Source organism: Mesorhizobium sp. M1A.F.Ca.IN.020.03.2.1, assembly GCF_004023205.1.
GTDB lineage: Bacteria > Pseudomonadota > Alphaproteobacteria > Rhizobiales > Rhizobiaceae > Mesorhizobium.
Window position 1 is genome coordinate 35,178 of the sequence record NZ_RZSV01000007.1, and the last position, 20,370, is coordinate 55,547.

The following is a 20,370-nucleotide window of genomic DNA, read 5'->3' on the forward strand; positions in this document are numbered from 1 at the left end:
GGCAGCGGAGCAAAGCTCGGTTTCGATCTCCCCGCTTGGAGCGGAGACAATGACGCGCTTCATTTGTGGACGAGGCCCCCGCATGCCGCGAAGATCACGAAGGCAATCGCGGCGATAAGCAGGCCGGCCGACAGCGCCTTACCGAGCGAGTGGCAACCGCGCTCGCGGCTGTTGGATGGGCGCGCCCTCATGCCACTGCCCTCCCGTTGCCGAGCCGGAGGTCCATGAACGCCTTTTGATGCCGGACCGGGATGAAGTTCGCGGACCGCCATGCCACGGCGATCCCCACAGCCTCGGCGGCGTCGTGCGCGGCCTTCTTCGATGGTGGCAGGACGATGCCCTGGCGCTCGGCGGCGTCGACCGCCGATACCTTCCAGTTCACAGCCGGCTTGTAGCCTTTCCCGTAGTAAGCCGACCTCCATGTCTTGTCGGCGATCATCACCCACGGAATGGACAGGCTGTTGAGGATCCCGATCGCGGCGCCGGCGAGGGCGGCAAGCGTGATCGTGGTTGTCGCATTGATCATGCGACGGTCGCCGCCTGACTGATCGCCTCCGCCGTAGTCCACGACGACGCCGAGAGGCCGCTCAATCACGGCGAGGTCGGGGCGCCGGTCGGCGAGCAACGGCCGCAGCGCGCAATCGAAGTCGTCGATTTTCGCCCAGGCGCCGTCACCCTCGGCCTCAATGGCGAGGCAATGCCATGTCGACGACGGCCGCGACGGCTCGACGAAGGAGACGCCGCTTGTCGAAGCGATGTCCAAACCGGTGATCAGCATCGGGGCGATCCCTTGGGGAAAAGAGTGGTGCCCGCTACTGTCCCGGGCTGGTCGATAAGCGGCCTACTGGTGGCGCGCCTGCTTCAAATGCTGGCGTTTCTCGATCGCGCGGTTGATCGCGGCGATACCCATGCCATCGCGCTTCGCCTGCTCACGGAAGGCGACCTCGGCAGCGAGATTGCGCTGGAAGACCGCCTTCAATGGTGCCTCCAGTTCACGCCGCGTCTTGCCGCCCTTGGAAAGCTTCGGACCCCTGGGCGGTATGCGGAACCCGTCGCTCATGGTCATGGTCGCCATGGCGTTCATGCGCCGCCGGTGAGCGGCATAATCCTTGGACGGATTGCCGAGACGCGTGTCGCCCGCATACTCATCCGCGACGATACTGTTGAAGATGTTCATGCTGTTGCCCTCGGATCAGTGTTTCGCGCCGGCAGCGTCTTCGCCTTCCCACGCCTTCTGCGCGGCGGTCGCGATAGGGTCAGCGCCGTTGCCTGGCTTGGCCGCTTCGCGTTCGACAGCCGCGGCGCCGAGGCCGAAGCCGGCGAAGTCGTCGCCCAGATCCTTGATGATTGAGACAGCGCGATCCTTCTCCGCGCTCTCCAGATCGTTCAGACGGTCGTTGGCGAGTTCCTGACGCCGGTCCAGCGTCTCCTGAGCCTTACGCAGCGCCTTGTTCTCGTTGACGATCAGCTTGAGCGTGCCCTTGGCGAGGCCGACCTTTTTGGCGTCCTCGAGCTGCGCCTTGATCTCGGCGTTGGCCGACTGGTTCACCGCCAATTTCTTGGCCTTGAATTCCACGTCGATCTGATGAAGCCGGTTCTCGCGGTCTTCTTCGATCCGGTTCATTTCTTGAACAAAGCTGCTTGCCTCCTGGTCGGTGGCTGTGTTCGAGCCGGCATGGATCTTTGCCATTCACGAAATCCTTTCTGCCGAGCGAAGGCTGGCGCGTTGACGGACGGTGGCGGGGATGAAGGCCAGTCGGGCGTGGTATTTGCAGTACGGCCCGCTTTCGGCGGCATCGTTCCCGCAAAAAGCGAAGTTCTCCGCTTGCGGATCGCCGTGCGGCCATTTGCAGGTGCGTTCGGTGAGCTCGACGAGCTTGAGGTTGCGCGGGGCTGGAACGCCTAGGTCGGGCGTCTCGATCGGCTTGCTCGCCTCGCCGGCCACGAGATGTGCCGGCAATCCGGGGGAGGCGGCGCGCTGCTCGGCGCGCGCCTTGATATCAGCATGGTGAGGGTTATTGGCACCGCGCCACGACGTGGCTTCGGCGACCCGAGGCGATTGCTTCTTCGCCTTTGGCTTCGCCACCTTCGCCCGTGGTGAAGCATCCTTCTTCGGCCGGCCGGTCTTGCCCTTCCGTTCCGCGCTGCCGTTGAGGTGCAGCTTCAGCCTGTAGGCTCGTCCAATGACGGCGCTGCGGCTGGCCTCAGCGAACTTGCCGGCGATTTTGGCGGCGCTGAAACCCTTCGCGCAAAAATCGCGAAGAAGCTGGTCGCGATCAGCTGCTGGGATCGTCTTCCAGTTTGGGAGATCGCTCATCGAGAGCCTCTCCCATTTCCGGATAGATCCATCGAGCCGTGGCGTCTGCCCATTTCAAGCAGCGCGTCGCGATCCACCGTCGAACCGATCTCGGCATAATGAGAGGCCAGAACGATCGCGCTGGCGGCGAATTGGCGTCTCGCACCTTTTAGCTCCTCTTCGGCCCGCAGCTCTTTCAGCGCGAGCATTTCCTCGTAATCGATGCGGGCCACTTCCGCAAAGAACAACGCCCGCACACGGCGACGCGTGATCTTCGGCAAGCGTTTCGTGAGCTCGCGATACAGACGGTCCAGCTTCACCTTACAGGGTGAATCTGGCGCCAGAAGATCGCCAAGGCCGCGGGTGAGCTCGTGGGCCGCCGAAACGCTAGACATCATACGGCGACCCTTCTGGCCCGGGGAACGCGATTCCGCGTTCTTGGAGCAAGATTCCACGCGACTGGAGTCGTTCATTGCTATCTCCATTTCCAGCGACGGAATGCGGAGACTGCGATGAACAAGCGGAACGGAAAGAGGGGTGGGCCACCAAGCCAGGTTGCCAAGGCGAGGGGCCCACCATGTTGCCGGCCTTGGGCAGCCGGCGCTCGCGCGGGACAGGTGACACAGCGCGCGAACTTGAAGGCGAGGAATGCGAAAAATGAAGACCGACGGCCACGGCGAAATGCCGAAGCTTACCGAGCCCGAACCGCTCCCCAGTCTCTTCGTGACCGGGTTCGCTATTCAGGTCGTCGAGGAAAATATCGTTCGGCTGCTCCTTTGGACCGAACTGCCGCCGCTCGGCGGACAGGAGCATCAGGCCAGACTTCAGGCTCGTATAGCCATGCCCGCAAAGACATTCCGGAACCTGGTTTCGGAGGGCCGGCGTGTTGGCCGCGCCAAGCAGTGAAACCGCTTGGAAACTATCCTGCACAGAACGTGTGCAATTCACAGAAACGAGAATTTCGGATCGGCCCCTCCGGTGCTGATGCTGCGTGCTTTGGGGCCAGCGCGTCAGGGCGTCGAGATCATGAAGCCAGCACTGTTTTTCCGCGACGTCAAAGTCGTTATCGACGAGGGCGTCGTGCATCTTGTCGGTTTCTCGACGGCGGACGGGGAACGAAAGTCCGCAGCCGAGCCGGTTGCCCACTTCGTGATGAGCAACGACACCTTCCGCAAACTGCTTGCCGAAGGGCGCGTCAGCCTGGCGAAGGGCGGCCACTGAGGTCATTCTGCGGCCTCGTTTTGCGGAGCCGTCGTGGCCGGCCGAGCGATCGCAAGCGGCCATTCCGCTCCTTCCGGCCAATTTTCGGAAAACCACAACACCGCCGAGTTGAAGCGGCCGAGCGTGATATCGCCACCGCGTCGCATCGCATCGATCTTCTTGCTGTCGTCGAAAACGCGGTGGCTGACGGTCGTGTCTTCGACCCCAGTGGCGGCGCGGTATGCATCGACGATGGCGAGGAGGTGCTTAATTTCGATCATGCGCAAATTATGCGGTAATATAACCGCCGCTGTCAACGGTCTTATTACCGCTTTTGTCAGTAGCGCCGTGCGGTGAAAATACCGCCATGGAACTGAGGGATGTCGTAAAGCGGGTTGAGAGCCGTCTGTCAGAGCTGGGCCTATCGGCTGCGGCGGCCTCCACGCGTGCAGGCCTCAGCAAGGATGCGATTCGCAACATGCAGCGCGCCGCAAAAGACGGCACGCGCCAGGGCGTCTCGACGAACACGCTGGCAGCTCTCGCACCTGTGCTGGACACCAACGTGGCATGGCTGCTCGGCGACCGGGCGGACGACGAACCGGGCGAGAGCGAGGACGTACGCCACGTCAAGGTGACCGGCTTTGTGCAGGCTGGCGCCTGGGCTGAAACTTGGGAATGGTCGGACGACGAGGTTTATTCCGTCCCGGTGCCTGATGACCCGGCGCTCAGGGCGTTCGGACTGCATGCCGCCGAGACGCGCGGCCCCTCGATGAACAAGCGCTATCCGGAAAAGACTGTGCTGGTCTTCACCGATCTTATCGAGACCGGCGCCGCCCTTGAGCTTGGGAAGCGCTACATCGTGGAGCGCGAACGTGCCGACGGATTGCGTGAAGCTACGGTCAAGACACTGTGGCGAGACGAAAACGACAAGATATGGCTGCTCCCCGAATCGAACGATCCGAGGTTCCAAGAACCGATACCGATCGACGGCGGAGAGGACGACACTGTGCGAGTCGTCGGTCGTGTCGTCTACGCTGTCAGCAAAGAATAATTTTCCAGAGGTAGTTGACCACGTCGAAGCGCGCGGTTTATCCGCGCGTGCTCTTGCGCACCCGGTTGGTGATTATCTCTACCTTTAGACGTAGAGCTCTACGTGAAACGACTCTGGTTTCACGCCAGCGATTCTGTGTCCCGCTACCTTCCACCGTTGATGTGTCCCGCTACGTATCAGACAGGCTGCTGACGCAGCCTCTACGTCACAGCCTTACGAATCTGGGTTAGCGTTTCCGCGCGCGAGGCAGAGCGTGTTTGGCGGTTTTTTTACCGAAATGGCTTGACGAGCGGTAAGATAACCGCTTATCGTGATGGGCATAGGAGACACCGATGCCCAATACATCACCCCGAAATCGCCGCCCCGTCGCGGCCGCCGAGCCGGTCGATACCGCCCTCGATCACGCCTGCAACTGGCTGGCCGAGCATCCGCGCCTGACGTGTGCGCTGGTATGCGCCGTTGCCCTAATCCCGCTCCTGATAGATGCGCCACGATGAGCGCGACCGCCATGTTCAACGACATCTGGGCCGGCCTTGTCCCGGCAGTCGTCAAGCCCTTCCGCACCAAGCGCAACGGCCAGATCGTTACCCGGTACCGCTGGCAGCGTGCTGACGGCATGCACTGCTGTGGTGCCGTCTTCACCACCGTCGAAGCCGCCGTCGCCGCCAAGCGCCGTGACGCCCGCTTCTCAGCCATCGAGGTGGCGTGATGGCGCACAAAATCACGGTCGATATCTCAAGCCGCTTTCCATTTTTCATCGACGCTGACGCCGCCTCGTTCGGTGAGGTTTTTGCCGCCATGAACGACGAGGAACAGGTCCATGTTTTCCGGGCCATGGTCGAGGCGATGAAGCCTCATTCGGCGCAGTGGGATCATATCTCAATCGCGCTTGAAAAGCCTGAGAACCACGACGTTCGCGACATTCTCCGCGAAGTCCTTTTCCCGGCAGGTGCGGCATGAACGCAACCCTTCACACCGGTTTCAGGGTCCCGACGCCGATCGACGAGGCCATGGCGACCCGCCGTCGGCTCAACGACGCGATCGACGTCTACGGCAACGGTTACGACGACCTCCGCGCCAGCGCCATCGAGGCCATCGCTTCCGGCCGCGCCGCGTTCTGGACGACGTCCAATTACTCGGCAGCTCGCACCGTCGACCTTCCGCTGGCGCTCAACCGCGGCGCCGGCATCAGAGCCGCGCTCGACGAGGCGCTGCCTGCCTGGTGCGCCAACCAGCGGCCGGTCGCTCTCGACACGATCGTCCCGCTGAACCGTAGGGCTGCCGTCGCCTTGTCCGGTGCCTACGCCTCGTTCGGCATTTGGCGCGACGAGGAAGAGCTCGAGCGGCGCGCGCTGCGCGACTGCCGGAGGGCGGTGGCATGAGCGAGGCAAAGCACACACCTGGGCCTTGGGGTTACGTGCCGGGCCACGAGCATCACGGCCCCTACGTGACCTCGGACTTCGGCTCAACCATTTGCGACCTCTACACGATGTCGAACCCGAGCAGCATGTCCGTTCGCAACGGCGGTGACAGCAGGCCCCTCCCGTTCCTCGCCGAAATGGCCGAACCGAATGCCCGCCTGATCGCCGCGGCGCCAGACATGCTGGCGGCCTTGAAGGCGCTTTGCGATGCCGACGCGTCCTACTGGGGCGAAGAAATCCGCATCCGCTGCCCCGGCCATGGCGAGGCTATCAAGCGGATGCGGGTGGCCCGTGAGGCCATCGCCAAAGCGGAGGGCCGCTGACGTGGCCTACCGCAAGATCGTCACCTCGCACATGAACCCGCCTATCCCGGTCCGCGATTACGACTGGTGCGCCTTCTACGAGGGCGAGGAAGAAGCCGGCAACTACGGCTGGGGCCGCACCGAAGCGGAAGCCATCCAGGATTTCAACGACAACTGCGCCGCCGACCACGACGCGCGCTTGGGAGACAGGCTGTGACCAAGAAGACCTCCACCTTCACGCTGCCATCGGCATTTCGCGACATGGGCATGGCGAAGCGCGGCCTGTACGGCGCGTATCGTCGGCCCTTCGACCTGATCGAGCTTTTCACGACGGCTGATCGCCGCCGAGCCGGCCTCCCGCATCAAGGCACTAAGGAATGCGCCAGGAGCGCTGCCAAGGTTGCAGCGTGATGCGCACCGACGCCCTCCGCCAGCATCTGACCGACCTCAAGGGCTGGATCGAGCACTGGCAGTCCGACCGGCTCTGCAACCTCGCCCCAACCGAGAGCAGCCTGATCCTCGCCAAATCCCATGCCGACAGCGCCTTGACGCTGCTTGATCGCATGGAAGCCGAAAAGAAGGAAGCGGCGTGATGCGCTACGAAAATCGCACCGAAAGCCGGGTGAGTGCCGACCCCGCGAAGGTCATCCCCGATAAGGCCGGCTTCTACTGGGCCAAATGGCGTATCCCCGAAGACGGGACCGATGACGAAGAGCACTTCGTTGCCGTCGACTGGTGGGAGGTCGTCGAGGTTCACGACAGTCTTGGCGGCGACGAGCCGCTCCGGGCATCGATCGCCGGTGTTCGCCAGACGCAATCCCTCGAGAACTTCGTCTGGCACAAGCCCATAGCGCCGCTCGAGGTGCCCACGCCATGACCTCTGCGACAACCGACCGGATCAGCGCCGAACAACTGCGCCTGCTCGCCGATGATGCCTTTGACGTCCTCAACTGGGCGAAGCGCCTCGGGCTGCCGCGCGAGCGCCAGGTGGACGAGACCGTGAAGGCCTTCGAGGTGCGCCTCGGCTACCGCGAAGCGAACCTCACCTATGGCACACCAGCCAGAGGGAAGGGAACGACCGCTCTCGAAATCGCGACCAAGACAGCAAAGGGCCAGCAGCTATGAACGCTGAAACTTTCCAGAGCATCGGCGATCTCGCCGCCGGCGTCGTCGGCAACATCGAGATCATCAAGCCGGCAAACCGGGCGGAATGGCTGGCGGCGCGCAAACGCGATGTCACCGCGTCCGACGCATCGGCCTTGCTGGGCATCCATCCCTATACCACCTCATATGAGCTTTGGGCGGAGAAGACCGGCCGCAAGCCGGACGAGGAAGACAACGAGGTGTTCCGGCGCGGCCGCGCGCTCGAATTCGTGGCGATCGACTTCCTGCGGGAGGATTACCCCGACTGGAAGATCACCCACAGCTACAACAATCGCTACTTCCGCGATCCCGTCGGACGCATCGGCGCGACGCCCGACGCCTTTGTCACCATCCCCGGCCGGCCCGGGAAAGGCATCATCCAGATCAAGTCGGCCTCCGATTTCTCGGTCAAAAACTGGATTGACCCGGAAACCAAGCAGATCACGCCGCCGCTCTACGTCGCCGTCCAGGCGCTGATCGAGGCGGAATTGACGAAATCCAGCTATGCCATGGTGGCGCTGATCGTGTCGGGCCACGGCATGAAGCTGCATCCGCCGATCGACATCCCGCTCACATCAGGGCTGATGCCCCGCATCTATCGCGAGGTCGCCGATTTCTGGCGCGTCGTCGCCGAAGGTAGGCATCCCGCGCCCGACTGGAAGCGCGACGGTGAGTTGCTCGAAGACCTCTACGAGCCCGACGGCCGCATCATCGACCTGTCGAAAGACAACCTGCTGCCGGCGATCTGCGACGAGAAAGCCCGCATCGCTTCCGAAAAGAGCGCGATCGACAAGCGCCTGAGGGAGATCAAAGCCGAGCTGCTCGACAAGATGGCCGGCGCATCGGCCGCCAGGATCTCGGACGGCCGGATGATCACCGCCAAGACCGTTCAGCGCGCCGGCTACACCGTCAAGCCGACGTCTTACATCGATCTCAGGGTGAAGGCGTCAAATGTCTGAGATCGAATGGCGTCGCGTGCCTTTTGCTCCGCTTTACGAGGTGTCCAACCTCGGCGGCGTTCGCCGCGCGGCGCGAGGGCGCAGTACGCGACCTGGCCGCTTGCTTAAGCCTTGGCAGGAATCGAACGGTTACCTCCGTGTGACCTTTCGCATCGACGGCAAGAGCGTGAAGCACTGGCTTCAGCGCGTGGTCGCTTTCGCATTCCACGGCGACCCGCCGACGCCGGATCATGAGGCCGCGCACGGCGATGGCGTGAAGTCCAATAACCGGGCCGAGAATCTCTCGTGGAAGACGCCCGCCGAGAACAGCGCCGATTCCAAAGCCCATGGGACGCGCATCCACGGCGATCAGCATCCCGGATCGAAACTGACGGCCGCCGACGTGGCGGCGATACGAGCCCGATACACTGGCCGGCGCGGCCAGCAGACCGAACTCGCCCGGGAATACGGCGTCGGCCAGCCGATCATCTTCGGCATCGTCAATGGCAAATCATGGGTCGAAACGGCAACCCAGCCGACGGCCGCAACATCGGAGACACGGATATGAACCAGCACACCGGCCGCGAAATTGAGGTCCTTACGAAAGACGGCGAACTCGTCACGGGTTTGCCGGAAGGCTATGACGCCAGCAGCGGCAACCAGAACCTGGCCGTAAATTTGGCGCGCGCGGAGATCGATCAGCAGATCGCCACGGCGCAGGCGCTGCCCAGGAGCATCGCTCGGGCCGTCCAGAACATCATGACTTTGGCGACGCTCGACGAGGAGACCGCCAAGGAATGCATCTATGCGCTTCCTCGCGGCGGCAAGCCGATCAAGGGGCCCTCCATTCGCTTGGCGGAGATTATCCAAAGCCAGTACGGCAACAACCGCGTCGGCACCCGCGTTGTGCACGTCGACCGCATTGAGAAGTATGTCGAGGCGGAAGGCGTGTTCCACGACCTCGAGACGAACTCGGCGACGACATCACGTGTGCGCCGCCGGATTTCGGACAAGGGCGGCAAGCTGCTCACCGAAGACATGATCATCGTCACCGGCAACGCCGCGGCATCGATCGCTAAGCGGAACGCCATCCTTGGCGGCGTGCCCAAGGGTGTGTGGCGCAAGGCCTATGCCGAGGTGGAGCGCGTCATTGTCGGCGACGTCACCACGATGGCGGAGAAGCGCGAAGACGCCATGAAGGCCTTTGCGGCATTTGGCGTTACCCCGGAGCGCATCTTCGCGGCGCTGGAGATCGGTGGCCTCGCCGACATCAACCTGGAGCACTACACGACCCTGATCGGCATGCACCAGGCGCTGCGCAGTGGGGAAGCGACCGTCGAAGAGATGTTCCCCGTCGCGAAGCCGAAGGCCGATCAGCCGGCCGACCTCAAGGGTAAGCTCGACAAGCTGGCCGAGGGGAAGGACCAACCATCCACCGCCGGTGAGCAGGCGGCAAAGCAGAAGGAAACTCAGGAATCGGAAGCCGGCTCTTCTCCGGCCGGCTCCGATGCGCCCGGCAAGCAGGCCTCAACGCCAAAGGCGACTGCTACCGAGCAAAAGCCGTCGTCCGCCCCCGTCCCCCCGGCGGACGACGGCGATCCCATCGCCGTCGCGACGCGTCTGGGGCGCGCCGCGTATCGCAACGATCTCAGCGAGCGCGCCGTCCCGGCCGACTACAAGCAGAAGGGCAGGGAGGCTGAAAAGGCGGCTTGGATCGCCGGCTTCCGCGACGAGGCCGACAAGGACGCGCCGGAGCCCGGCTCGGTCGAGGAGGACTGAGACGATGGGCCTTTTTCAACTTAGAAGGGCGATGCACGAGGTCGAACTTGTCGAAACCGACTTCAAGCCCGACACCCTGATACAACTGTCCCTGCTGGACCGCAGCGCGCAGAAGGTCGGCGAAACACTGGACCGGCTGCGGGCCGGCGAAACCGACCTCGCGCAGCAGATCGCAACGCTCAGCGAGGAACTTAGGCAGACCCGCATAGCCATCACGGCCTTCGAAGCAGCCGGCGCCGTCCTAGACGGCACCAAACAGCCGGCTATTGCCGATGATCCCCATACGGTCGAGCGGCAGGTGCCGCGGGCGGTGTCGGCATGATGAAGTTCCGCAAAGGTGATCTTGTGTCGATCACGGCCAGGGTCAAATACGACCAGAACGACGAGGGCGTCGTCTGGCTGATCGTTGGTCGCGGCCAAGATGCGATGGTCAAGACATCCGACATCACGATGGTGTCGCCACACTTCAACGTCGGCGACCCCGTCATACATTCCAACGGCGCGACCGGCTTCGTCCGTGCTGTCCAAGACAGCCATGCATGGGTTGAACTTGACGACAAGACCGGTTTTGCGACTTGGGCGGCCGCAGAATTGCGCCTGATCGGAAACGAGCCGGCTAGCCACGAATATGAGAGGCCTTCGTCCCGCCTGGTGATTTCTGGCGAAGAGCCGGAGGTGGTATTCTGATGGCCGCTCCTCTCTCCCTCATATCCGTCGTCGACGTCGAGACGACCGGCTTTCCGCCCGACGCCGCTATGGTCGAAATCGGTCGCACGAATGTGCGGCTGTTCCCGGAAGGCTGGCAGGTCGAAGGCGAACCGGTGTCGCGCTTCGTCAAGCCCGGCCGGCCGATCCCTCCGGCGGCATCGGCAATCCACCACATCATCGACGAGGACGTCGTTGACGGCATGTCGGCGGACGAGGCGATCCAGTTCGCCACGGCCGGCGCAGATTTCCTGTGCGCCCACAACGTCGAGTTCGATAGCCAGTTCGTGCGCCAGAGCAAGCTGCCTTGGGTTTGCACGCTTAAGGGCGCCCGACACGCGTGGCCAGAACTAGAGAGCCACGCCAACATGGCGATCCGCTACGCCCGCCGGCTGTGCCTTGCGCGCGAGCATCGGGTTGGCGCTCACCGGGCCGGCGCCGATACTCTGGTCACCGCCCACATCCTCGTCGACCTTCTCAACGAGATCGACGTCGAGAAGCTGATCGACATCTCGCGGCGCCCGTCGCTGCTGCTGCGCATGCCCTTCGGCAAGCACAAGGGTGCGCGCTTCTCCGAGCTTCCTTGGGATTACCTGCAGTGGATCGTCGGCAAGTCCGACCTCAACGACGACATCAAGGCAACGGCCCGTTCTGAACTCGCAAAGAGGGGAAGATCATGAGTGGTTCTGACGAATCTCCATCTGCGGCACCGGAAGAGCAGCCGTTCGAGTGGATGATGGTCGAAATCTTCGGTCATCGATCCCATTGGGGTCGCGGCATTGAGGTAGAGCGCTTCGGCGCCAAGATGCTGCGCATCGACGTCCCGCAGGTTGAGTGGTCGACGCCGTCGGCCGAGAAGCCGGAGCAGCAGCTCATCGTTACCGGCTGGGTGTCGCACTTTTACGGCGGCGCCTCGATCTTCTCCAACACGTTGACGGACGAGGCCACGGTGTTGCGGCGCTGCGCACCATATCGGAAGCCGGCGCTATACATCGCGCCGCCGGACGAGGTTCCGGACGACGACTTCGCGCCGCCGCTTTCCCACATCGAGCCTCCGTCGGAATTTGACGAAGAGGAGCCATTCTGATGTCCAGCTCCGTCACCCGAGCCGGCGCGGTCCTGGCCGCGCTCGAAGATCACCAGATCAAGACAGCGGACAAGTTAGCCGCCAGCGTCGGCGTCTCACCGCGCACGATCTACCGCTACATGCGCGACCTCCGCGCCGCCGGGCATCCGATCCTGTCGGAAGCCGGTCTTGGCTATCAACTGAGGCGAGAGCGGACGAAGCGCGAGGTCGCTCAGCCATGAGCGAGATCCGCGCGTGGTCACCGCAGCAAGCCGCTGCGCTCGACGCCGTCGCCGCTTGGTACGGCAGCGGGCTGAGCCGCAAGCAGGTTTTCCGCGTGTTCGGCTATGCCGGCACGGGCAAGACTACCTTGGCGCGCCACTTCGCTGAAGAGTTGCGCGGTGCCGTTCTCTACATGGCCTACACCGGCAAGGCCGCGATGGTGATGCGCAAGAACGGTTGCGTCGGCGCGATGACCATTCACGCCACTATCTACCAGGTCGACTTCAACCACGAGACCGGCGTTAAGAAATTCGTGCTTCGCGACGTCGACGAGCTCGCCGATGCCGCCCTTTTCGTGATCGACGAATGTTCGATGGTCGACGAGGAGATCGGCAAGGACATCCTCTCCTTCGGAGTCCCGGTCCTAGTGCTTGGCGATCCCGCGCAGTTGCCGCCTGTGAAGGGCGGCGGTTTCTTCACGGACGCCGAACCCGACGTCATGCTGACCGAGATCCACCGGCAGGCCGCTGAAAATCCGATCGTGCGGATGGCGACGACGATCAGGGAAGGCGGCCGTCTGGAATACGGGACCTATGGCGCCAGCGAGGTGATCCGGCGCGCCGCGCTCACCCAGGATCACGTCATGGGGGCCGGCCAGGTCCTCGTCGGCTTGAATAAGACGCGAACGTCCTACAACACCAGGATGCGCGAGATCCTCGGCCGGGCCAGCCCGATGCCAGAGCCCGATGATCAACTCGTCTGCCTCAAGAACGACCGCAACAAAGGCATTTTCAACGGCGGTCTGTGGAAGGTCGTCGAGCTGCTGAGGCGCCGCCGCGGCCATCTCAATGATCATTGCGTTCGCATGCACGTCGCCTCACTCGACTTCGAATCGACGACCCCGGTGGACATCCGCGTTCGGCAGGAGTTCTTCCTCGGGCAGGGCAACGAGGTCCCCTGGAAGGAACTCAGCGGCCTGCAGCAGTTCGACTACGGCTACGCGCTGACGGTCCACAAGGCCCAGGGCAGCCAGTGGGATACGGTCTGCCTCTTCGATGAATCCAGCAATTTCAGCACGGACCGCGCGCGCTGGCTCTACACGGGCCTGACCCGCGCGGCCGAGAAAATCACGGTGGTTATGTGATGACGAGCCGAGAACTCCTCTGGGCGATCTTCTGGGTCTGCGCCGGCATATCGGTGAGCACGGCCGCCGTAAGCGTCGGCCGGCACGAAGGCTGCCTGGCCATCTGCATCAATAACGCCAGCGTGGGAGCGAACTGATGAAGGTCAAGCGAGCCGAAACGATCGCGTTCTTCCTCTGCGACGAGTGCAGCGCCGTTCACATCGGCCTCTGGCGCAACGGCCAGATGTTCGCCGAGGCGATCCCAATTGATCCTGACGCGGTCGTCGCCGACCTGCAGGCGACTATCGCCGAGAGCAAGGCGCGGCAGGGCATCACCAACACGCCGGCCGTCGGTCACAGGCATTGAGATCAGAGATGGAAGCTCAACTCGCAAAACGTGGCGGTCGCTTCATTGACCTGAGCGGCAAAAGGTATGGTCGCCTTGTCGTCAAGGGCCTCTCGCACGTCGCGGATACGAAGCACATCTACCGCTGCGAGTGTGACTGCGGCGAAGAGGTCTTTGCACGCGGCGAGCATCTGAAGCAGGGCCGCAAGATATCATGCGGCTGCGCTAAGAAGGCTCGAGCGCAGCGGCAGGGTTGGGCAAACCGGACCCATGGCGCATCCAGTTGCGCCGGCACGAAGCCGCCGAGCGCTACCTACAAGACCTGGAAGTCGATGAAGGAGCGGTGTCTCTCGCCGCGCCACAAAAGCTACGACCGATACGGCGGACGCGGCATCACGATCTGCGACCGGTGGCTAAACGGCGAAGGCGGACTATCCGGCTTCGAATGCTTCCTCGCCGACATGGGCGAGCGTCCAAGCCAAACACATTCAATCGATCGCCACCCCGACAACGACGGCAATTACGAGCCCGGCAATTGCCGGTGGGCGACGCCGTCGGAACAACACTGGACACAGCGGAAGGAAGGCTAAATGGCCGGTTCACTGAATCGCGTGATGCTGATCGGAAATTTGGGCGCTGATCCCGACATCAAACGCCTGAACAGCGGCGACACGGTCGTCAATCTACGTATCGCCACCTCAGAATCCTGGCGCGACAAGAACAGCGGTGAACGCCGCGAAAAGACGGAATGGCACCAAGTGTGCATCTACAACGAGGGTATCGCCAAGGTCGCAGAGCAATATCTGAAGAAGGGGATGAAGGTCTACGTCGAGGGCCAGCTGCAGACGCGCAAGTGGCAGAAAGACGGCGAGGACCGCTACACCACGGAGATCGTTCTGCAGAAGTTCCGGGGCGAGCTTCAGATGCTCGACAGCAAGAACGATGGCGATCGCAACGAGGGCCGCTCCCAGCGCAACGATGACTATGGATCGCGCAACGGCGGCGGTCGGCAGAGCGATTTTGGCGGCGGAGGGCAGGGCGGAAGGCCCTCATCCAGAGAACTTGACGACGAAATTCCATTTTTTATGGAGTGGCGCTGATGGCCGCGCGCACCCCCGAACAAGTCTCAAGCGATCCGGCACAGCCCACACGCGATCTTGGGCTGGCGGCATTCACGAAATACTTCGTGAAGAACTATCCAGGCCCAGACACGATCATCCATAAGCCCGAATGGCACGCTCCAAAGCTCTATCGTGCCGCGATCGACGCATACCGTCGCGCGGCCCGTTCCGCACCGGAAGCGGGGAAGGCGGTGGTGAAGCCGCTGGAATGGCACGAGCCGTCAAGCAAGAACAACCACTGTTGGACCGCCGACAGCCAATTCGGAACCTACTCGGTCGTCAATGAAGACGGCTGGTACGCCTGCCGAGATGAGGCGCCGCGCGACTTCTACTTCGAATGGTCGTGGCGAGATATGAGCCGGGACAATCTGCTCACCGCTCAGGCTGCATGCCAAGCCGACTACGAACGGCGCATCCTCTCCGCCCTCGCATCCGTCCCAGCACCATCAGGAGCGGAGCCGGTGGTACCGCTGGCCGAAAAGTCTACACAAACTTTGGACGGCCCCAGGCAATGCAGCCTAGCTAACCCAGGCTATAGCGACTGTCCGAATATGAAGGAAGTGGTGGGGGCTTTGATGGCGAGCGCTACCGCTGCGAGGTCTGCGGCAAAGGCTACTTCCTTGACTATGAGGACATGAAATGAGCGACCACAGAGCCATTTGCAAGTCGTGCGGGCAGACGTTTCTGCTTTCTGGACCGGCGCATATCTGTCCTGGTCTCGCTCCCGCCGCCCCACAGGCGGTACCGGCAGAGGATGTCGCGGGCCTGGTCGAGCGGCTGAATGACATCATTACCGATCAGCGCGCTGACCAGCGTGAGTACGGCGGAGCGGCTGTTAACCCTGACGTATTAAGCGAAGCCGCCGCCGCGCTCACCAGCCTCTCTGCCGAACGGGATGCGCTTGCAAAGAAGGTTCAGGCTTTCCGGAATGATGGCCTTGTGCAGGCCGCCATTGCCCGTCAAGGCGCCCTGCAAGAGGAATTGGACGAGGCGCGCGAAGCAAACCGCAAGCTGCATCGTCGCGTGCAGAAGTTCGAAGGCGCGGAGACGTCATTCCGCATGTCTTTCGCTTCGTGGGCCAAGGTTCTATTCCGAGCCGAAAGCACACCGGAGCGCCGGCCTGACTTTGAGTCATGGCAACGTGAAATCGACAAGGAATTCGCCAGCGGCAGAGCGGAAGCAGCAGAGGCCCGCGCCACCGGCTCCGAAGCTGAAGCCTCAGATCTGCGCAGGAAGCTGGAGGAGCGGAACGAGGCTTTGAAGCCATTCGCCACTTTCAGCGATCACAAGACGAGCTACGTGGAATTGCCTGTTCGCTGGTGCATAGCAGCCGCCCGCACCCTCGCCGCATCCCCCTCTGGACAGACCGATGGAGGTGGGGATGGCCGCTGAGCGCCACGACCCCTTCAAGGACTATGGCGGCTGGCCTACCTACGTCCCACCGAAGAGCAACGTCGCTCGCCTCGTGCAGATGCCCGCACATCAGATCGACGGCTATTCGCTGGCCGACGCTTACATGCGAGACGAACGCGCCGCCCGTGCCGCGCTAGGGGAGCGACCATGAAGCCCCAGATCGTCCACCGCTACACCATCCCGCTGCAAACCGCGATTGAGCAGTTGCTCGGCATGGAGGCCGCCGACGGCGAGCGGTTCCTAGTCAGCGTCGAGGGTGATGACATCGTTGTCGACATCATCGAGCCGGCCGGCCTCAGAAGCGCGGCGCCAGAGCCAACCTTGGAACCTAGCTTCCCAGAGATCTCCCAAGGTTCGGAGGCGGCCGCGCCCGCCGGTGAGACGCAGAAAATTAACACGCCCGAGAAGCCGAAGGGTGGGCCGCTCGCGCAGCGCGCCGGGATTATCTGTGCGGAGAAGGGTTTCTGGCGGTTCCTTTCGGAGAAATACGGCAAGAAGCCCGAAACGGCCGATGCTGCAGCCGATTGGCTTCGCAACCACCTTCAGATCGAAAGCCGTGCCGCACTGGACCATGCGCCGGTGCCAGCCGCCGGTTTCCGCGAAGTCGAGAAAGAATATCGCTTCTGGTTGGATGGCTACTGAGATGGGCGTCCGATTCGTCGTTCAGCCCCGGATGATCGCACCCGAAAAGGTGGCGCGGCGTCTCGGCGTGACGATGGCGGTGTTCTGGGCCAAGCGTGCAGAGCTTGAGGCCGCCGGTTTCCCTAAGCCTGACCAGGTGCTTGGCAATTACTGTTTAGAAGCTGTTGACAAGTGGATCGATGCGCAGGCGGGATTGACCCGCACCGACGATCCGGCTTCCGCTCAAGCCGCGATGCTCGCGGCTGTGCGGGGTAAGGCATGGGCAAAGTGAAGGTCCGATATTACAGCGTGATCAAGGGTCGCGGCTATTGGCAGCCGACGGCCGCGATGCGCGCTGCAGGCTTCAAGCCGCAATCGTGCGGCCCTGATGGGCCCTCCGCCTGGGCGATCGCTGAACGGCTGAACAAGGCATGGGATGACCGCGACGCACCGACTGCCGGAGCAAATCCGGTGCCGGTGGTTGACACTTGGCCGGTCGGTTCGGTCGGCGAGGCCTTTGACGTCTACCGGGGCACCAACGAATGGGCGAAAAAGGCGGTCCGCACCCGGGAGGATTGGGAACGCTCCTGGAAATACATCGGTCCGGTGTTTGGGAAGTTCTCGCCGAAGCTGGTGACCATGCCGGCGATCTCGGAATGGCGCCAGGCGATCGAGGATGGGATCAGCCTGCGTGAGGCGCACCGCGCGCTGAAAATCTGGCGAGCTCTGTGGAAGGTGATGGCGGCGCTGAAATACTGCGAAAAGGATCAGGATCCTTCGCTTGCCGTGGTCAACACGGAACCGAAAGGGCGTTCCGAGACGTGGAACGAAGGCGAAGCGGTGAGATTGATCAAGGGCGCGATTCGGCTTGGATATAAAGGGCTTGCGGCCGCGCTTGCATGTATGTGGGACGGCGCCGTAGCGCCCGTCGATGCGCGCACGCTGAAGCTGTCGCAGAAGCGCCAGGACGACAAAGGGATTTGGTTCGACATCACTCGCGGCAAGACGGGCCGCGACGGGGTTCTGACGCTGTCGCGCCGCACCGAGCGGCTGTTCAACTGGTATCTCGAACAACAGTTTGGCGAGGCCGAGCCGATCAGCAGCATGGAAATTTTCCGAACTCGCCGCGGCGCCGCCTACCGGAAGAACTCCTTCTCGGAGGACTTCCGCGATATCCGCAAGGTCGTGTTCCCGGGCGATTCAAGGATGATGCTCGACTTCCGCCGGTCGGGGAGCACAGAGGCCGTGGCTGGAGGCGTCGAGGGCACCGCGCTGTCGGCTAAGCTAGCGAACTCGCTGTCCGAATCGAAGAAGCTGGAACAGACCTATGTGCCCGTCCAGGTCGAGATGGTGAGGCGCGCCGACGAGGCGAGGCGAGAGGGCAGGCGGGCTCTCAGGGGGAACAAAAAGGGTTAAAAGTCTGAATTGCCGGTCTGGCATTCAGACTTTCGCCCTCTACCCCAACACCTAAGTGATTGATTTGATGGCGCGAGTGACGGGGCTCGAACCCGCGACCTCCGGCGTGACAGGCCGGCACTCTAACCGACTGAGCTACACCCGCGCACTGACGAGCACGTGTCAGGCGTGTTCGTCGTTGGGGCGCTGGATAAGGGGTTCGTTTGCGGGTGTCAAGCGCCGCACGTGAGCATAACAGCAATCAGCAGAAGGTTTTTTGACAAGTGCGCCGGCATTGGCAAAATCCGTCTGATAGCGGGTGCGCCGGCTGTTCATTGGGCCTTGCGAATAGAGTTGTAACTGCTTAAAGGTCCGGCCCGGAGCGGGCGATTAGCTCAGTTGGTAGAGCGCTTCGTTTACACCGAAGATGTCGGCGGTTCGAGCCCGTCATCGCCCACCAGTTTCCCGGCACAATCAAGACTCACCGCGGCGTCAGGCGGAAATCCTGGCCTTCGGGCAGGAGCTGGCCGCCATCGACGACGATCGTCGTGCCGGTGATGTAGCTGGCGTCGTCGGAGGCCAGGAACAGGAAGGCGTTGGCGACGTCGCGCGGCGTGCCGAGACGTCCGAGCGGCACGGCGTCCTCCATGCTCTTGATGAAGGCGGCATCGCGGTGAAGCTTCATGCCTTCGGTCAGGATGTTGCCAGGCTCGACGCCGTTGACGGTGATGCCATAGCCGGAAAACTCCAGCGCCGCCGCGCGGATGAAGCCGTTGATGCCGGCCTTGCTTGCCGAATAATGGCCGTGGCCGGGGCTGCTCACCTGCGGGCCGGTGATGGAAGAGGTGAAGAGCATGCGACCGCTGCCCTGAGCCTTCATCGGTGGAAGCGCTGCCCGGGCGGCGTTGAAGCTGCCGCGCAGATTGACCGCCATGACCCGGTCCCAGTCCTCCGGGCTGGTGTTCTCGATCAGTTGCCAGGGATAGATGCCGGCGTTCTGGACGATGATGTCGAGCCGGCCGTGACGCTGCAGCGCCAATGCCACCACCGCTTCGGCGTCGGCCGTCTTCGAAATGTCGGTGCTGATGAAGGACGCACCCAGTTCGTCGGCGCTCGCCTTCCCGGCTTCGGCTTCACTGTCGGCCAGCACAAGGCTGGCGCCCTCCTCGGCGAACCGCTGGGCTATGCCCCTGCCGATGCCACGCGCGGCCCCGACGATCACCGCCACCTTGCCTTCGATGCGTCCGGTCATGCGAGCCGTCCTGTCATGCGAGCCTTTGGCGAATGGTTTGCTTGAAGGCGTCGAGAAGCACGGCCGCCAGCACCAGCAAGCCGTGGATGACCTGGGTGAAGTTGGCCGGCAGGGCCATGAGGTTGATGGCGGTGTTGATGGCCGAGAGGAGCAGCACGCCGGCATAGACGCCGGGCAGGGTGCCGACGCCGCCTTTCAGGCTGACGCCGCCAATGACCACAGCGGCGAAGGCGTTGAAGAGCAGGCCGACGCCGAGATTGGCGGTGGCGCCGGAGGTGCGGATGGCGAGCAGCCAGCCGGCGAGGCCGGCGATGGCGCCGGCAAGGACGAAGGCGATGATCAGGTTGCGGTTGACGCGGATGCCGGCACGGAAGGTCGCGGTCTCGTTGCCACCGATCATCACCAGATGCCGGCCGAACGGCGTCTTGGCGAGAATCAGCGAGAAGACGACGAAGCAGCCGACAGCGATCCAGGCGGTGAGCGGCAGGCCGGCGAGCCGCTGGATACCGAACCAGCGGATGGCCGGCGCCAAATCCTGCGCCGAGCGTCCGCCGGAAACGACAAGCACGAGGCCGCGCACCCAGATATAGGAGGCAAGCGTGATGATGAAGGCGCTCATCCGCAGTCTGACGATGAGGAAACCGTTGATGACGCCGATAAGGGCTCCCACCGCCAGGGCTACGGCGAGCGAGACCGGCACCATCAGCCAGTCCGGATGCAACTGCAGGCCGAGGCCGATGCCTGACGAGCAGAACATGATGCCGACCGCCATGGCGCTGAGCGCCGCGACCGATTCAACCGACAGGTCCATGTGACCGGCAATGATGACCAGCGCCAGGCCGATCGACATCACGCCCAGCACGCTCGAAGCCTCGACGATGTTGGCGAAGATGCCGAGCTGGAAGAAGTTCGGAATGAGGGTCGAGAACACGGCCAGCACGAAGACCAGCATGAACCAGACGAGATTGTCGAGCAC

General features: G+C 63.0%; 39 protein-coding genes and 2 tRNA genes. 31 read left to right on the forward strand and 10 right to left on the reverse strand.

What is annotated here, in order from left to right:
- Positions 1-59: 59 nt before the first annotated feature.
- From EOA79_RS34030 to EOA79_RS02450, 6 genes are all read right to left on the reverse strand, one after another.
- Positions 60-191 (reverse strand): hypothetical protein, encoded by a 132-nt coding sequence (locus tag EOA79_RS34030; RefSeq protein ID WP_281060249.1) that lies wholly within the window; start codon positions 189-191, stop codon positions 60-62.
- The gene (locus tag EOA79_RS02430; protein ID WP_128292798.1) at positions 188-778 is read right to left on the reverse strand and encodes a hypothetical protein; all 591 of its coding nucleotides are present in this window, start codon (positions 776-778) and stop codon (positions 188-190) included. The genes EOA79_RS34030 and EOA79_RS02430 overlap by 4 nt, the downstream gene beginning before the upstream one ends.
- Positions 779-841: 63 nt before the next feature.
- Positions 842-1,177, reverse strand: a complete 336-nt coding sequence (locus EOA79_RS02435; RefSeq protein WP_128292799.1) for a hypothetical protein — start codon at positions 1,175-1,177, stop codon at positions 842-844.
- 15 nt (positions 1,178-1,192) lie between these two features.
- Positions 1,193-1,690, reverse strand: coding sequence for a hypothetical protein (locus EOA79_RS02440; RefSeq protein WP_128292800.1), 498 nt, complete (start codon positions 1,688-1,690; stop codon positions 1,193-1,195).
- The gene (locus EOA79_RS02445) at positions 1,691-2,317 is read right to left on the reverse strand and encodes a GcrA family cell cycle regulator (RefSeq protein WP_128292801.1); all 627 of its coding nucleotides are present in this window, start codon (positions 2,315-2,317) and stop codon (positions 1,691-1,693) included. It lies immediately after the preceding gene.
- Positions 2,314-2,769, reverse strand: a complete 456-nt coding sequence (locus EOA79_RS02450; protein WP_127334875.1) for a hypothetical protein — start codon at positions 2,767-2,769, stop codon at positions 2,314-2,316. The genes EOA79_RS02445 and EOA79_RS02450 overlap by 4 nt, the downstream gene beginning before the upstream one ends.
- A gap of 184 nt (positions 2,770-2,953) precedes the next feature.
- Between EOA79_RS02450 and EOA79_RS02455 the strand changes: the two genes are divergently transcribed.
- Together EOA79_RS02455 and EOA79_RS02460 are read left to right on the forward strand one after the other, a co-directional pair.
- Complete coding sequence (locus EOA79_RS02455; RefSeq protein WP_127216202.1) at positions 2,954-3,202, forward strand: hypothetical protein; 249 nt, start codon at positions 2,954-2,956, stop codon at positions 3,200-3,202.
- A 78-nt stretch (positions 3,203-3,280) separates the two neighbouring features.
- A complete protein-coding gene (locus EOA79_RS02460; protein WP_128292803.1) occupies positions 3,281-3,517 on the forward strand; it encodes a hypothetical protein in 237 nt (78 codons plus the stop codon).
- A 2-nt stretch (positions 3,518-3,519) separates the two neighbouring features.
- Here EOA79_RS02460 and EOA79_RS02465 read toward each other — a convergent pair whose 3' ends face one another.
- The gene (locus tag EOA79_RS02465; protein WP_128292849.1) at positions 3,520-3,777 is read right to left on the reverse strand and encodes a hypothetical protein; all 258 of its coding nucleotides are present in this window, start codon (positions 3,775-3,777) and stop codon (positions 3,520-3,522) included.
- 86 nt (positions 3,778-3,863) lie between these two features.
- Here EOA79_RS02465 and EOA79_RS02470 point away from each other — a divergent pair, with 86 nt between their 5' ends.
- The 28 genes from EOA79_RS02470 to EOA79_RS02605 all read left to right on the forward strand — a co-directional run bounded on the left by EOA79_RS02470 (position 3,864) and on the right by EOA79_RS02605 (position 18,163).
- The gene (locus tag EOA79_RS02470) at positions 3,864-4,547 is read left to right on the forward strand and encodes a S24 family peptidase (protein ID WP_128292804.1); all 684 of its coding nucleotides are present in this window, start codon (positions 3,864-3,866) and stop codon (positions 4,545-4,547) included.
- Between the two features lie 493 nt (positions 4,548-5,040).
- Positions 5,041-5,256: a hypothetical protein gene (locus EOA79_RS02475; protein WP_128292806.1), complete on the forward strand. Its 216-nt coding sequence runs from the start codon at positions 5,041-5,043 to the stop codon at positions 5,254-5,256.
- The gene (locus EOA79_RS02480; RefSeq protein ID WP_128292808.1) at positions 5,256-5,507 is read left to right on the forward strand and encodes a hypothetical protein; all 252 of its coding nucleotides are present in this window, start codon (positions 5,256-5,258) and stop codon (positions 5,505-5,507) included. Before EOA79_RS02475 ends, EOA79_RS02480 begins: the two co-directional genes overlap by 1 nt.
- Positions 5,504-5,929, forward strand: coding sequence for a hypothetical protein (locus EOA79_RS02485; RefSeq protein WP_128292810.1), 426 nt, complete (start codon positions 5,504-5,506; stop codon positions 5,927-5,929). Before EOA79_RS02480 ends, EOA79_RS02485 begins: the two co-directional genes overlap by 4 nt.
- Complete coding sequence (locus EOA79_RS02490; RefSeq protein ID WP_128292812.1) at positions 5,926-6,291, forward strand: hypothetical protein; 366 nt, start codon at positions 5,926-5,928, stop codon at positions 6,289-6,291. The genes EOA79_RS02485 and EOA79_RS02490 overlap by 4 nt, the downstream gene beginning before the upstream one ends.
- A gap of 1 nt (position 6,292) precedes the next feature.
- Complete coding sequence (locus EOA79_RS02495; RefSeq protein WP_128292813.1) at positions 6,293-6,487, forward strand: hypothetical protein; 195 nt, start codon at positions 6,293-6,295, stop codon at positions 6,485-6,487.
- On the forward strand, positions 6,484-6,681 hold the full coding sequence (locus EOA79_RS02500) for a hypothetical protein (RefSeq protein ID WP_128292815.1): 198 nt from the start codon (positions 6,484-6,486) through the stop codon (positions 6,679-6,681). The genes EOA79_RS02495 and EOA79_RS02500 overlap by 4 nt, the downstream gene beginning before the upstream one ends.
- Positions 6,681-6,863 (forward strand): hypothetical protein, encoded by a 183-nt coding sequence (locus EOA79_RS02505; RefSeq protein ID WP_128292816.1) that lies wholly within the window; start codon positions 6,681-6,683, stop codon positions 6,861-6,863. Before EOA79_RS02500 ends, EOA79_RS02505 begins: the two co-directional genes overlap by 1 nt.
- The gene (locus EOA79_RS02510; protein WP_128292818.1) at positions 6,863-7,147 is read left to right on the forward strand and encodes a hypothetical protein; all 285 of its coding nucleotides are present in this window, start codon (positions 6,863-6,865) and stop codon (positions 7,145-7,147) included. The genes EOA79_RS02505 and EOA79_RS02510 overlap by 1 nt, the downstream gene beginning before the upstream one ends.
- A complete protein-coding gene (locus EOA79_RS02515; RefSeq protein ID WP_128292820.1) occupies positions 7,144-7,395 on the forward strand; it encodes a hypothetical protein in 252 nt (83 codons plus the stop codon). The genes EOA79_RS02510 and EOA79_RS02515 overlap by 4 nt, the downstream gene beginning before the upstream one ends.
- Positions 7,392-8,372 carry a lambda-exonuclease family protein gene (locus EOA79_RS02520; RefSeq protein ID WP_128292822.1) on the forward strand — a complete coding sequence of 327 codons (981 nt, stop codon included), beginning with the start codon at positions 7,392-7,394 and terminating at the stop codon, positions 8,370-8,372. The genes EOA79_RS02515 and EOA79_RS02520 overlap by 4 nt, the downstream gene beginning before the upstream one ends.
- On the forward strand, positions 8,365-8,919 hold the full coding sequence (locus EOA79_RS02525; RefSeq protein ID WP_128292824.1) for an HNH endonuclease: 555 nt from the start codon (positions 8,365-8,367) through the stop codon (positions 8,917-8,919). The genes EOA79_RS02520 and EOA79_RS02525 overlap by 8 nt, the downstream gene beginning before the upstream one ends.
- A complete protein-coding gene (locus EOA79_RS02530) occupies positions 8,916-10,130 on the forward strand; it encodes a hypothetical protein (RefSeq protein WP_128292826.1) in 1,215 nt (404 codons plus the stop codon). Before EOA79_RS02525 ends, EOA79_RS02530 begins: the two co-directional genes overlap by 4 nt.
- Positions 10,131-10,134: 4 nt before the next feature.
- Positions 10,135-10,452, forward strand: coding sequence for a hypothetical protein (locus tag EOA79_RS02535; RefSeq protein ID WP_128292827.1), 318 nt, complete (start codon positions 10,135-10,137; stop codon positions 10,450-10,452).
- The gene (locus EOA79_RS02540) at positions 10,449-10,817 is read left to right on the forward strand and encodes a hypothetical protein (protein ID WP_127334860.1); all 369 of its coding nucleotides are present in this window, start codon (positions 10,449-10,451) and stop codon (positions 10,815-10,817) included. The genes EOA79_RS02535 and EOA79_RS02540 overlap by 4 nt, the downstream gene beginning before the upstream one ends.
- The gene (locus tag EOA79_RS02545) at positions 10,817-11,515 is read left to right on the forward strand and encodes a DUF3820 family protein (protein ID WP_128292829.1); all 699 of its coding nucleotides are present in this window, start codon (positions 10,817-10,819) and stop codon (positions 11,513-11,515) included. Before EOA79_RS02540 ends, EOA79_RS02545 begins: the two co-directional genes overlap by 1 nt.
- Entirely contained in the window at positions 11,512-11,922 is a 411-nt protein-coding gene (locus tag EOA79_RS02550; RefSeq protein ID WP_206639226.1) for a hypothetical protein, read from the forward strand. The genes EOA79_RS02545 and EOA79_RS02550 overlap by 4 nt, the downstream gene beginning before the upstream one ends.
- Entirely contained in the window at positions 11,922-12,143 is a 222-nt protein-coding gene (locus EOA79_RS02555) for a helix-turn-helix domain-containing protein (RefSeq protein WP_128292831.1), read from the forward strand. The genes EOA79_RS02550 and EOA79_RS02555 overlap by 1 nt, the downstream gene beginning before the upstream one ends.
- A complete protein-coding gene (locus EOA79_RS02560; protein ID WP_128292833.1) occupies positions 12,140-13,267 on the forward strand; it encodes an AAA family ATPase in 1,128 nt (375 codons plus the stop codon). Before EOA79_RS02555 ends, EOA79_RS02560 begins: the two co-directional genes overlap by 4 nt.
- 136 nt (positions 13,268-13,403) lie before the next feature.
- Complete coding sequence (locus EOA79_RS02565) at positions 13,404-13,613, forward strand: hypothetical protein (RefSeq protein WP_128292835.1); 210 nt, start codon at positions 13,404-13,406, stop codon at positions 13,611-13,613.
- An 8-nt stretch (positions 13,614-13,621) separates the two neighbouring features.
- Complete coding sequence (locus EOA79_RS02570; RefSeq protein WP_127334856.1) at positions 13,622-14,182, forward strand: hypothetical protein; 561 nt, start codon at positions 13,622-13,624, stop codon at positions 14,180-14,182.
- Positions 14,183-14,692, forward strand: a complete 510-nt coding sequence (gene ssb, locus EOA79_RS02575) for a single-stranded DNA-binding protein (protein ID WP_127334855.1) — start codon at positions 14,183-14,185, stop codon at positions 14,690-14,692.
- The gene (locus tag EOA79_RS02580) at positions 14,692-15,351 is read left to right on the forward strand and encodes a hypothetical protein (RefSeq protein WP_128292837.1); all 660 of its coding nucleotides are present in this window, start codon (positions 14,692-14,694) and stop codon (positions 15,349-15,351) included. The genes ssb and EOA79_RS02580 overlap by 1 nt, the downstream gene beginning before the upstream one ends.
- A 1-nt stretch (position 15,352) precedes the next feature.
- The gene (locus EOA79_RS02585; protein ID WP_128292838.1) at positions 15,353-16,105 is read left to right on the forward strand and encodes a hypothetical protein; all 753 of its coding nucleotides are present in this window, start codon (positions 15,353-15,355) and stop codon (positions 16,103-16,105) included.
- On the forward strand, positions 16,083-16,277 hold the full coding sequence (locus tag EOA79_RS02590) for a hypothetical protein (RefSeq protein WP_128292840.1): 195 nt from the start codon (positions 16,083-16,085) through the stop codon (positions 16,275-16,277). Before EOA79_RS02585 ends, EOA79_RS02590 begins: the two co-directional genes overlap by 23 nt.
- Entirely contained in the window at positions 16,274-16,768 is a 495-nt protein-coding gene (locus tag EOA79_RS02595; RefSeq protein ID WP_128292841.1) for a hypothetical protein, read from the forward strand. The genes EOA79_RS02590 and EOA79_RS02595 overlap by 4 nt, the downstream gene beginning before the upstream one ends.
- 1 nt (position 16,769) lies before the next feature.
- Positions 16,770-17,039, forward strand: coding sequence for a hypothetical protein (locus tag EOA79_RS02600; RefSeq protein WP_128292843.1), 270 nt, complete (start codon positions 16,770-16,772; stop codon positions 17,037-17,039).
- Positions 17,027-18,163 (forward strand): hypothetical protein, encoded by a 1,137-nt coding sequence (locus EOA79_RS02605; RefSeq protein WP_128292844.1) that lies wholly within the window; start codon positions 17,027-17,029, stop codon positions 18,161-18,163. Before EOA79_RS02600 ends, EOA79_RS02605 begins: the two co-directional genes overlap by 13 nt.
- 68 nt (positions 18,164-18,231) lie before the next feature.
- On the opposite strand, the gene EOA79_RS02610 is transcribed toward EOA79_RS02605, so the two are convergent.
- Positions 18,232-18,308 (reverse strand) — tRNA-Asp (locus EOA79_RS02610).
- 218 nt (positions 18,309-18,526) lie between these two features.
- Between EOA79_RS02610 and EOA79_RS02615 the strand changes: the two genes are divergently transcribed.
- A tRNA-Val gene (locus tag EOA79_RS02615) sits at positions 18,527-18,602 on the forward strand.
- 21 nt (positions 18,603-18,623) lie between these two features.
- On the opposite strand, the gene EOA79_RS02620 is transcribed toward EOA79_RS02615, so the two are convergent.
- Positions 18,624-19,394 (reverse strand): SDR family oxidoreductase, encoded by a 771-nt coding sequence (locus EOA79_RS02620; RefSeq protein ID WP_095825241.1) that lies wholly within the window; start codon positions 19,392-19,394, stop codon positions 18,624-18,626.
- Positions 19,395-19,407: 13 nt separating this feature from the next.
- Positions 19,408-20,370: ABC transporter permease (locus EOA79_RS02625; protein WP_164893809.1), on the reverse strand; the 963-nt coding region annotated here is incomplete at its 5' end.

What these genes read in the sequence shown, in the direction of transcription:
- EOA79_RS02620 (WP_095825241.1), bottom strand. Translation starts at nt 19,394, where the DNA reads ATGACCGGACGCATCGAAGGCAAGGTGGCGGTGATCGTCGGGGCCGCG.
- EOA79_RS02455 (WP_127216202.1), top strand. Translation starts at nt 2,954, where the DNA reads ATGAAGACCGACGGCCACGGCGAAATGCCGAAGCTTACCGAGCCCGAA.
- EOA79_RS02520 (WP_128292822.1), top strand. Translation starts at nt 7,392, where the DNA reads ATGAACGCTGAAACTTTCCAGAGCATCGGCGATCTCGCCGCCGGCGTC.
- EOA79_RS02505 (WP_128292816.1), top strand. Translation starts at nt 6,681, where the DNA reads ATGCGCACCGACGCCCTCCGCCAGCATCTGACCGACCTCAAGGGCTGG.
- EOA79_RS02480 (WP_128292808.1), top strand. Translation starts at nt 5,256, where the DNA reads ATGGCGCACAAAATCACGGTCGATATCTCAAGCCGCTTTCCATTTTTC.
- EOA79_RS02560 (WP_128292833.1), top strand. Translation starts at nt 12,140, where the DNA reads ATGAGCGAGATCCGCGCGTGGTCACCGCAGCAAGCCGCTGCGCTCGAC.
- EOA79_RS02600 (WP_128292843.1), top strand. Translation starts at nt 16,770, where the DNA reads ATGGGCGTCCGATTCGTCGTTCAGCCCCGGATGATCGCACCCGAAAAG.
- EOA79_RS02580 (WP_128292837.1), top strand. Translation starts at nt 14,692, where the DNA reads ATGGCCGCGCGCACCCCCGAACAAGTCTCAAGCGATCCGGCACAGCCC.
- EOA79_RS02530 (WP_128292826.1), top strand. Translation starts at nt 8,916, where the DNA reads ATGAACCAGCACACCGGCCGCGAAATTGAGGTCCTTACGAAAGACGGC.
- EOA79_RS02605 (WP_128292844.1), top strand. Translation starts at nt 17,027, where the DNA reads ATGGGCAAAGTGAAGGTCCGATATTACAGCGTGATCAAGGGTCGCGGC.
- EOA79_RS02465 (WP_128292849.1), bottom strand. Translation starts at nt 3,777, where the DNA reads ATGATCGAAATTAAGCACCTCCTCGCCATCGTCGATGCATACCGCGCC.
- EOA79_RS02485 (WP_128292810.1), top strand. Translation starts at nt 5,504, where the DNA reads ATGAACGCAACCCTTCACACCGGTTTCAGGGTCCCGACGCCGATCGAC.
- EOA79_RS02470 (WP_128292804.1), top strand. Translation starts at nt 3,864, where the DNA reads ATGGAACTGAGGGATGTCGTAAAGCGGGTTGAGAGCCGTCTGTCAGAG.
- EOA79_RS02540 (WP_127334860.1), top strand. Translation starts at nt 10,449, where the DNA reads ATGATGAAGTTCCGCAAAGGTGATCTTGTGTCGATCACGGCCAGGGTC.
- EOA79_RS02590 (WP_128292840.1), top strand. Translation starts at nt 16,083, where the DNA reads ATGGAGGTGGGGATGGCCGCTGAGCGCCACGACCCCTTCAAGGACTAT.
- EOA79_RS02585 (WP_128292838.1), top strand. Translation starts at nt 15,353, where the DNA reads ATGAGCGACCACAGAGCCATTTGCAAGTCGTGCGGGCAGACGTTTCTG.
- EOA79_RS02460 (WP_128292803.1), top strand. Translation starts at nt 3,281, where the DNA reads ATGCTGCGTGCTTTGGGGCCAGCGCGTCAGGGCGTCGAGATCATGAAG.
- EOA79_RS02515 (WP_128292820.1), top strand. Translation starts at nt 7,144, where the DNA reads ATGACCTCTGCGACAACCGACCGGATCAGCGCCGAACAACTGCGCCTG.
- EOA79_RS02490 (WP_128292812.1), top strand. Translation starts at nt 5,926, where the DNA reads ATGAGCGAGGCAAAGCACACACCTGGGCCTTGGGGTTACGTGCCGGGC.
- EOA79_RS02570 (WP_127334856.1), top strand. Translation starts at nt 13,622, where the DNA reads ATGGAAGCTCAACTCGCAAAACGTGGCGGTCGCTTCATTGACCTGAGC.
- EOA79_RS02535 (WP_128292827.1), top strand. Translation starts at nt 10,135, where the DNA reads ATGGGCCTTTTTCAACTTAGAAGGGCGATGCACGAGGTCGAACTTGTC.
- EOA79_RS02475 (WP_128292806.1), top strand. Translation starts at nt 5,041, where the DNA reads ATGAGCGCGACCGCCATGTTCAACGACATCTGGGCCGGCCTTGTCCCG.
- EOA79_RS02595 (WP_128292841.1), top strand. Translation starts at nt 16,274, where the DNA reads ATGAAGCCCCAGATCGTCCACCGCTACACCATCCCGCTGCAAACCGCG.
- EOA79_RS34030 (WP_281060249.1), bottom strand. Translation starts at nt 191, where the DNA reads ATGAGGGCGCGCCCATCCAACAGCCGCGAGCGCGGTTGCCACTCGCTC.
- EOA79_RS02445 (WP_128292801.1), bottom strand. Translation starts at nt 2,317, where the DNA reads ATGAGCGATCTCCCAAACTGGAAGACGATCCCAGCAGCTGATCGCGAC.
- EOA79_RS02555 (WP_128292831.1), top strand. Translation starts at nt 11,922, where the DNA reads ATGTCCAGCTCCGTCACCCGAGCCGGCGCGGTCCTGGCCGCGCTCGAA.
- EOA79_RS02565 (WP_128292835.1), top strand. Translation starts at nt 13,404, where the DNA reads ATGAAGGTCAAGCGAGCCGAAACGATCGCGTTCTTCCTCTGCGACGAG.
- EOA79_RS02545 (WP_128292829.1), top strand. Translation starts at nt 10,817, where the DNA reads ATGGCCGCTCCTCTCTCCCTCATATCCGTCGTCGACGTCGAGACGACC.
- EOA79_RS02450 (WP_127334875.1), bottom strand. Translation starts at nt 2,769, where the DNA reads ATGAACGACTCCAGTCGCGTGGAATCTTGCTCCAAGAACGCGGAATCG.
- EOA79_RS02440 (WP_128292800.1), bottom strand. Translation starts at nt 1,690, where the DNA reads ATGGCAAAGATCCATGCCGGCTCGAACACAGCCACCGACCAGGAGGCA.
- EOA79_RS02550 (WP_206639226.1), top strand. Translation starts at nt 11,512, where the DNA reads ATGAGTGGTTCTGACGAATCTCCATCTGCGGCACCGGAAGAGCAGCCG.
- EOA79_RS02510 (WP_128292818.1), top strand. Translation starts at nt 6,863, where the DNA reads ATGCGCTACGAAAATCGCACCGAAAGCCGGGTGAGTGCCGACCCCGCG.
- ssb (WP_127334855.1), top strand. Translation starts at nt 14,183, where the DNA reads ATGGCCGGTTCACTGAATCGCGTGATGCTGATCGGAAATTTGGGCGCT.
- EOA79_RS02430 (WP_128292798.1), bottom strand. Translation starts at nt 778, where the DNA reads ATGCTGATCACCGGTTTGGACATCGCTTCGACAAGCGGCGTCTCCTTC.
- EOA79_RS02435 (WP_128292799.1), bottom strand. Translation starts at nt 1,177, where the DNA reads ATGAACATCTTCAACAGTATCGTCGCGGATGAGTATGCGGGCGACACG.
- EOA79_RS02525 (WP_128292824.1), top strand. Translation starts at nt 8,365, where the DNA reads ATGTCTGAGATCGAATGGCGTCGCGTGCCTTTTGCTCCGCTTTACGAG.